General features: G+C 45.1%; 7 protein-coding genes. All 7 read left to right on the top strand.

From position 1 onward, the window contains the following. The first annotated feature begins 320 nt into the window (after nucleotides 1–320). The 7 genes from secE (at nucleotide 321) to rpoB (ending at nucleotide 8,014) form a co-directional block, all read left to right on the top strand. Complete coding sequence (secE, locus tag DD616_RS16365) at nucleotides 321–701, top strand: preprotein translocase subunit SecE (RefSeq protein WP_026027616.1); 381 nt, start codon at nucleotides 321–323, stop codon at nucleotides 699–701. Nucleotides 702–713: 12 nt separating this feature from the next. Beyond that, nucleotides 714–1,262 (top strand): transcription termination/antitermination protein NusG, encoded by a 549-nt coding sequence (nusG, locus tag DD616_RS16360; RefSeq protein WP_013857954.1) that lies wholly within the window; start codon nucleotides 714–716, stop codon nucleotides 1,260–1,262. A 133-nt stretch (nucleotides 1,263–1,395) separates the two neighbouring features. Next, nucleotides 1,396–1,824: a 50S ribosomal protein L11 gene (gene rplK / locus DD616_RS16355; protein ID WP_010318965.1), complete on the top strand. Its 429-nt coding sequence runs from the start codon at nucleotides 1,396–1,398 to the stop codon at nucleotides 1,822–1,824. A 4-nt stretch (nucleotides 1,825–1,828) separates the two neighbouring features. Next, nucleotides 1,829–2,530, top strand: coding sequence for a 50S ribosomal protein L1 (rplA, locus tag DD616_RS16350; RefSeq protein ID WP_096035909.1), 702 nt, complete (start codon nucleotides 1,829–1,831; stop codon nucleotides 2,528–2,530). Between the two features lie 288 nt (nucleotides 2,531–2,818). Then, nucleotides 2,819–3,307: a 50S ribosomal protein L10 gene (rplJ, locus tag DD616_RS16345; protein ID WP_026027617.1), complete on the top strand. Its 489-nt coding sequence runs from the start codon at nucleotides 2,819–2,821 to the stop codon at nucleotides 3,305–3,307. A 60-nt stretch (nucleotides 3,308–3,367) separates the two neighbouring features. Next, nucleotides 3,368–3,733, top strand: a complete 366-nt coding sequence (gene rplL, locus DD616_RS16340; RefSeq protein WP_010318962.1) for a 50S ribosomal protein L7/L12 — start codon at nucleotides 3,368–3,370, stop codon at nucleotides 3,731–3,733. 252 nt (nucleotides 3,734–3,985) lie between these two features. Continuing rightward, nucleotides 3,986–8,014 carry a DNA-directed RNA polymerase subunit beta gene (gene rpoB, locus DD616_RS16335; protein ID WP_010318961.1) on the top strand — a complete coding sequence of 1,343 codons (4,029 nt, stop codon included), beginning with the start codon at nucleotides 3,986–3,988 and terminating at the stop codon, nucleotides 8,012–8,014. The last annotated feature ends 74 nt before the right edge of the window (nucleotides 8,015–8,088 follow it).

The raw sequence follows: 8,088 nt of genomic DNA, 5'->3' as shown, positions 1-8,088 counted from the left end.
ACGTTTCGCGATCCGTGAAGGCGGTCGTACAGTAGGTGCTGGTGTTGTTGCTAAAGTTATCGCTTAATTGCTGATTTAGCCGTTTAAATACGAATAGTATTTGACTAACGACTACCAAAAAGGGCATCATTTGATGCCCTTTTTCTGCACTAAATTTGGCCGTTGTCGATTTGTTGGTCGATAAAGCCAGTGCAAAGGATTTAAGATAGAGACATTTCTATCTTGATGAGTATGTATAGGTAGCTTTACCTGTGCTATGGATTTGCCCTGCAACAGCGGGGTTGTTGTCGTCTATGTTAAGACTTGTAACAGGTTGGTTTATGAAAGCAAACAATGCTGAAATTCCTGATAGCTCAAGTGCAGCAGACACATTTAAGTGGATTGTCACTTTTGCTCTGTTAGCTGCCGCTGTTGTGGGTAATTACCTGTATGGTGAAATGTCTGTAGTGCTTCGCGCTGCAGGTGTGGTTGCGCTGATTATTGCAGCACTCGGTGTTGCTGCGACAACCACAAAAGGAAAAGCGGCGATTGCGTTTGCGCGTGAATCTCGTATGGAAGTTCGCAAAGTGGTATGGCCGACACGTCAAGAAACCATGCAAACAACATTAATCGTTTTAGCTGTAAGTATCGTAATGGCTCTAGCACTTTGGGGCATCGACGGCATTATGGTTCGTCTTGTCGCTTTCGTGACTGGGGTATAGAGGGTTTAATACATGAGTGAAGCTCCTAAAAAACGCTGGTATGTAGTTCAAGCCTTCTCTGGATTTGAAGGCCGCGTAGCGCAATCGCTGCGTGAGCATATCAAGATGCACGCAATGGAAGAATTCTTCGGTGAAGTTCTTGTTCCAACCGAAGAAGTTGTTGAAATGCGTGCAGGTCAACGCCGTAAAAGTGAGCGCAAGTTCTTCCCAGGCTATGTATTGGTACAGATGCTCATGAATGATGAGTCCTGGCACTTAGTTCGTAGTGTTCCTCGTGTAATGGGTTTCATTGGTGGAACCTCCGATCGTCCTGCACCTATCACTGACAAAGAAGCCGATGCGATTCTTAATCGTCTAGAGAAAGCGAGCGAAGCTCCGCGTCCTAAGACGATGTTTGAAGCAGGTGAAGTGGTTCGTGTTAATGAAGGTCCATTTGCTGATTTCAACGGCACCGTTGAAGAAGTGGATTACGAGAAGAGCCGCATTAAAGTGTCAGTATCTATCTTTGGTCGTGCAACTCCTGTTGAACTTGAGTTTGGCCAAGTCGATAAGCTTGATTAAAAAAACATCTTTTAGGGTTGTTAAGGGCGTGAAATGTGATTATAATTTCGCGCCTTATTTACACGTCTTTATGACAAAGTAACCGGGGAGCTGATCAGCTGATTGGCGTTTGTACCCACATTTAGGAAATATCATGGCTAAGAAAGTTGAAGCTTATATCAAGTTGCAAGTTGCATCTGGTATGGCGAACCCAAGTCCACCAGTTGGTCCTGCACTAGGTCAACGTGGCGTTAACATCATGGAATTCTGTAAAGCGTTCAACGCAAGAACAGAATCAATGGAGAAAGGCTTGCCTACTCCAGTTGTTATCACTGTATACAGCGACCGTTCTTTCACGTTCGTAACTAAGACTGCTCCAGCTGCTGTTCTTCTGAAGAAAGCTGCAGGCATCAAGTCTGGTTCAGGCCGTCCAAACACTGAAAAAGTGGGCACGGTTACTGATGCTCAAATCCAAGAAATTGCAGAAGCGAAAGCGGCTGATATGACTGGTGCTGACATTGAAGCGATGAAACGTTCTATTGCGGGTACTGCTCGTTCAATGGGCTTAGTGGTAGAGGGTTAATATCATGGCAAAACTAACTAAGCGTATGCGCACTATCCGTGAGAAAGTTGACGCAACTAAAGAATACGAAATCAACGAAGCTGTAGCTCTTCTTAAAGAACTTGCAACGGCTAAATTCGTTGAGTCTGTAGACGTTGCTGTGAACCTTGGCATTGATGCTCGTAAATCTGACCAAAACGTACGTGGTGCAACTGTTCTGCCACACGGTACTGGTCGTGAAGTACGTGTTGCAGTGTTCACTCAAGGTGCAAACGCTGACGCGGCTAAAGCTGCTGGTGCAGATTTAGTGGGTATGGAAGATCTAGCTGAGCTAGTGAAGAAAGGCGAAATGAACTTTGACGTTGTTGTTGCTTCTCCAGATGCAATGCGCGTTGTAGGTCAACTAGGTACCATTCTTGGTCCTCGCGGTCTAATGCCAAACCCTAAAGTTGGTACTGTAACTCCTAACGTTGCTGAAGCGGTTAAGAACGCTAAAGCAGGTCAGGTTCGTTACCGTAACGACAAAAACGGCATCATCCACACAACTATCGGTAAAGTTTCTTTCGAAACTAACCAACTTCAAGAGAACTTAGAAGCTCTTCTAGTTGCACTTAAGAAAGCGAAACCTTCTTCTGCTAAGGGTACTTACCTGAAGAAAGTAAGCATTTCTACTACGATGGGTGCTGGTGTTGCTGTTGATCAGAACACGCTAAACGCTCAAGCGTAATAATACATTTGATTAGGTGTGGAATTTGTGTATAATTCTGCGCCTAATATTTGTGGTTGGGGCTGATTTTAGTTCTTAGAACTATGACCCAGTCTCCGTCCAAGACCGTAGGCGTTATTTGTCTGGTTGATAAATGACTTAATCGTACCTACGTAGATGGTGCCCGAACTGACAGAAAGCATAATTTATTTTTTGAATAGATAAACTTTCTTCTGGGACTGCACCGAAATAACTCTCACTGTTGTGATAATAGTGAGTGGTGTAACGACAACCAGGAGTAAATCCAAGATGGCTTTAAACCTTCAAGACAAACAAGCAATTGTTGCTGAAGTCAACGAAGCGGCCAGTGGTGCACTTTCTGCAGTTGTTGCTGACTCTCGTGGCGTTCAAGTAGGCGCGATGACTTCTCTACGTAAACAAGCTCGTGAAGCGGGTGTTTACATGAGAGTTGTTCGTAATACTCTAGCACGTCGCGCAGTGGAAGGCACAGCTTACGAATGTCTACAAGACGTATTCGTAGGTCCTACTTTGATCGCATTCTCTAACGAGCATCCAGGTGCTGCAGCGCGTCTTTTTAAAGACTTCGCTAGAGAGAACAAGCACTTTGAAATCAAAGCAGCTGCATTTGAAGGCGCATTAACTGACGCTGAACTACTAGCGACACTACCAACTTACGACGAAGCAATCGCACGCCTAATGATGTGCATGAAAGAAGCTTCTGCTGGCAAGCTGGTACGTACTATCGCTGCTGTCCGCGATCAAAAAGAAGCTGCGTAATTCGCATTGCTTTTTATTGTTTGCTAAATAAACTTATTGTTGACTTAAAAGAGAATTGTTATGTCTATTACTAACGAGCAAATCCTAGATGCAGTTGCAGAAATGTCTGTAATGCAAGTTGTTGAACTTATCTCTGCTATGGAAGAGAAGTTCGGTGTTTCTGCTGCAGCTGCAGTAGTTGCAGGCGGCCCAGCAGCAGCAGCTGTTGAAGAGCAAACTGAATTCGACGTAATCCTAACTGCTGCTGGCGCAAACAAAGTATCTGTAATCAAAGCAGTACGTGGCGCAACTGGCCTAGGTCTTAAAGAAGCTAAAGCTCTAGTTGACGGCGCTCCAGCTGCAATTAAAGAAGCAGTTTCTCAAGCAGAAGCTGACGCACTTAAGAAAGAGCTAGAAGAAGCTGGTGCGACTGTTGAAGTTAAGTAATTATTACTTAATTTCTTAGCCGCAAGGCTAATGGCTGGTGGTTTATTGACCACCGGCCTTTTTGCGCTGTAGGGTATGGGTGAATTTTCCCGCTGTTTAGACGCTTATACTCGTGCAAAAGCACACAAACTATCATTTTTGAGTGATGTTGTGTTACTACAGTAAACAGCTGTTAGTCACTGTCCTATGACCCTTTATTTTTGAATAATTGGTGGGCAGTTTGGGTCACTTATCAGCGAGCTGAGGAACCCCATGGTTTACTCTTATACCGAGAAAAAGCGCATCCGTAAGGACTTTGGTACTCGTCCACAAGTGTTGGACATTCCATACCTGCTATCGATCCAGCTCGATTCGTTCGACAAGTTTATCGAACAGGATCCTGAAGGACAATACGGTCTTGAGGCTGCTTTTCGTTCTGTATTTCCTATTCAGAGCTATAACGGCAATTCTGAGCTGCAATACGTTAGCTATCGTCTTGGTGAGCCAGTTTTTGACGTTAAAGAATGTCAAATTCGTGGTGTAACTTATTCTAAGCCACTACGCGTAAAACTACGCCTAGTGATCTTTGATAAAGACGCGCCAGCAGGTACTGTAAAAGATATTAAAGAACAAGAAGTCTACATGGGTGAAATTCCACTCATGACAGACAATGGTACCTTCGTAATTAATGGTACTGAGAGGGTTATCGTATCCCAGCTGCACCGAAGCCCAGGCGTATTCTTCGACAGCGATAAGGGTAAAACTCACTCATCAGGTAAAGTTCTTTATAACGCACGTATTATCCCTTACCGTGGTTCATGGTTAGATTTTGAGTTTGATCCAAAAGATAACCTATACGTGCGTATTGACCGTCGTCGTAAACTGCCTGCATCGATCATTCTTCGTGCACTTGGTAAATCGACAGAAGAGATCTTGGATCTGTTCTTCGAAAAAGTGAAGTTTGAAGTCAAAGACCAAACTCTTCTTATGGAGTTGGTACCTGAGCGCCTGCGTGGCGAAACAGCGTCATTTGATATTGAAGCAAATGGTACCGTTTATGTCGAAAAAGGTCGTCGTGTAACGGCTCGTCATATTCGTCAACTAGAAAAAGATAACGTTGATTTTATCGAAGTACCCGTTGAGTACATCGTTGGTAAAGTCGCTTCTAAAGATTATGTCAATGAAGCAACTGGTGAAGTCATCGTTAGCGCAAACCAAGAAATTAGCTTGGAAGCATTAGCGAATCTTTCACAAGCGGGCTATAAGAAACTTGAAGTTCTATTTACGAACGATCTTGATCATGGTCCATTTGTGTCTGAGACGCTCCGCATCGACAGTACGGTTGATCGTATTTCTGCGCTAGTAGAAATCTACCGCATGATGCGCCCTGGCGAGCCACCAACAAAAGAAGCAGCCGAATCGCTGTTTGAAAGCCTATTCTTCTCAGAAGAACGCTATGACCTATCAACAGTAGGCCGTATGAAGTTCAACAGCTCAATTGAGCGTGAAGATGCCGGCGAGCTTGGTACGCTTGACGAAACTGATATCATCGAAGTGATGAAGAAGTTGATCGCCATTCGTAACGGCATTGGCGAAGTGGACGATATCGACCACCTTGGCAACCGTCGTATTCGCTCTGTTGGTGAAATGGCTGAAAACCAATTCCGCGTAGGTCTTGTGCGTGTTGAACGTGCAGTGAAAGAGCGCTTAAGCCTTGGCGATCTTGATGCGATCATGCCTCAAGATTTGATCAATGCGAAGCCTATCTCTGCGGCCGTTAAAGAATTCTTCGGTTCTTCACAGCTTTCTCAGTTTATGGACCAGAACAACCCACTTTCAGAAGTGACGCACAAACGTCGTATTTCTGCATTGGGTCCTGGCGGTCTAACTCGTGAGCGTGCTGGCTTTGAGGTACGTGACGTACACGTAACTCACTACGGTCGTCTATGTCCGATCGAAACGCCAGAAGGTCCGAACATCGGTCTGATTAACTCATTGTCAGCATTTGCACGTTGTAACGAATACGGTTTCCTAGAAACTCCGTACCGTCGTGTTGTTGATGGTGTGGTGACTGATGAAGTTGATTACTTGTCAGCTATCCAAGAAGGTCAATTTGTTATCGCGCAGGCAAACGCCATTCTGACTGAAGAAGGTACGTTTGCAGATGAGCTGATCACAGCTCGTCAAAAAGGTGAATCTGGTCTTCACCCTCGTGAACATGTTGACTACATGGACGTTGCGACCAACCAGGTCGTATCAATCGCCGCTTCGCTTATCCCGTTCCTAGAACACGATGATGCGAACCGTGCATTGATGGGTGCGAACATGCAACGTCAAGCGGTTCCAACGTTACGCGCTGAGAAGCCGTTGGTTGGTACTGGTATCGAACGTAATGTAGCGGTTGACTCTGGTGTAACTGCCGTTGCCAAACGTGGCGGTATGGTGCAGTCAGTTGATGCGTCTCGTATCGTAGTTAAAGTTAATGAAGATGAACTTGTATCTGGTGAAGCGGGTATCGACATCTACAACCTAACTAAATACACACGTTCGAACCAAAACACATGTATTAACCAACGTCCTACTGTGATGCCAGGTGAACCTGTAGCTCGCGGTGATGTCCTTGCTGATGGTCCTTCAACAGACCTTGGTGAGCTAGCGCTTGGCCAAAACATGCGTATCGCATTCATGCCTTGGAATGGTTATAACTTCGAAGACTCGATCTTAGTATCTGAGCGCGTCGTTCAAGAAGACCGTTTCACGACTATCCACATCCAAGAACTTTCTTGTGTGGCTCGTGATACTAAGCTGGGCTCTGAAGAGATCACAGCGGATATTCCAAACGTAGGTGAATCGGCTCTGTCTAAACTAGACGAGTCAGGTATCGTTTACATTGGTGCTGAAGTTAAGGGTGGTGACATCCTAGTTGGTAAAGTAACGCCGAAAGGCGAAACTCAGCTAACTCCAGAAGAGAAGCTACTACGTGCAATCTTCGGTGAAAAAGCCTCTGATGTTAAAGATACGTCATTGCGTGTACCAAACTCTGTTTCAGGTACCATTATCGATGTTCAAGTTTTCACTCGCGATGGCGTAGAGAAAGACAAGCGTGCGCTTGAAATTGAACACATGCAGCTAAAAGAAGCGAAGAAAGACCTTACTGAAGAGTTCCAAATTCTTGAAGGTGGTCTACTAGCGCGTGTGAAAGCTGTACTGATCAATGGTGGCTATTCTGAAGCGAAGCTTGATGCGATTGATCGTAAGAAATGGCTAGAACAAACACTAGAAAACGACGAGCTACAATCTCAACTTGAACAGCTTGCTGAGCAGTGGGATGAGCTAAAAGCTGACTTCGATAAGAAGTTCGAAGCGAAACGTCGCAAAATCACTCAAGGTGATGATCTAGCGCCTGGCGTTCTGAAGATTGTTAAAGTTTACCTAGCGGTGAAACGTCGTATCCAGCCTGGTGATAAGATGGCAGGTCGTCACGGTAACAAGGGTGTAATCTCTAAGATCAACCCTGTTGAAGACATGCCTTACGATGAAAACGGTCAGCCGGTTGATATCGTATTAAACCCACTAGGTGTACCGTCACGTATGAACATCGGTCAGATCCTTGAAGTTCACTTAGGTCTGGCTGCAAAAGGTATTGGTGACAAGATCAACCAAATGGTTAAAGAACAACAAGAGCTGTCTAAGCAGCGTGAGTTCTTACAGAAGGTTTATGATCTTGGCGATACGCGTCAGAAAGTAGATATTGCTGCTCTGTCTGATGGTGATGTTCGTACTCTTGTGAACAACCTTCGTGGTGGTTTACCGATTGCAACTCCAGTATTTGATGGTGCGTCAGAAGCATCAATCAAAGAACTATTAAGCCTAGCCGACCTACCAACTTCTGGTCAGCTAACACTGTTTGATGGTCGTACTGGTGATGCATTCGAGCGTCCTGTAACTGTCGGTTACATGTACATGCTCAAACTGAACCACCTTGTTGATGACAAGATGCACGCTCGTTCAACAGGTTCGTACAGCCTAGTAACTCAGCAACCACTTGGTGGTAAAGCTCAGTTCGGTGGTCAGCGTTTCGGTGAGATGGAAGTGTGGGCACTAGAAGCATACGGTGCTGCATATACACTACAAGAAATGCTTACTGTTAAGTCAGATGACGTTAACGGTCGTACGAAGATGTATAAGAACATCGTTGATGGTAACCATAGCATGGAACCTGGCATGCCAGAGTCTTTCAACGTATTGCTGAAAGAGATCCGCTCGCTAGGTATCAACATCGAGCTAGAAGACGAAGAGTAATCTTGGCGGTAAACCCTCTGGATTATCCTGGTAGAAAGGCGCTCGCCGAGCGCCTTTTAACTCCTTACAGGAGC

It is taken from the genome of Vibrio anguillarum (genome assembly GCF_003390515.1).
Lineage (GTDB): Bacteria > Pseudomonadota > Gammaproteobacteria > Enterobacterales > Vibrionaceae > Vibrio > Vibrio anguillarum.
This window is presented reverse-complemented; position numbering and strand designations above follow the sequence as displayed.

Coding starts and splice junctions, on each gene's coding strand:
- rplJ (WP_026027617.1), top strand. CDS start 2,819: ATGGCTTTAAACCTTCAAGACAAACAAGCAATTGTTGCTGAAGTCAAC.
- rplA (WP_096035909.1), top strand. CDS start 1,829: ATGGCAAAACTAACTAAGCGTATGCGCACTATCCGTGAGAAAGTTGAC.
- rplK (WP_010318965.1), top strand. CDS start 1,396: ATGGCTAAGAAAGTTGAAGCTTATATCAAGTTGCAAGTTGCATCTGGT.
- secE (WP_026027616.1), top strand. CDS start 321: ATGAAAGCAAACAATGCTGAAATTCCTGATAGCTCAAGTGCAGCAGAC.
- rplL (WP_010318962.1), top strand. CDS start 3,368: ATGTCTATTACTAACGAGCAAATCCTAGATGCAGTTGCAGAAATGTCT.
- rpoB (WP_010318961.1), top strand. CDS start 3,986: ATGGTTTACTCTTATACCGAGAAAAAGCGCATCCGTAAGGACTTTGGT.
- nusG (WP_013857954.1), top strand. CDS start 714: ATGAGTGAAGCTCCTAAAAAACGCTGGTATGTAGTTCAAGCCTTCTCT.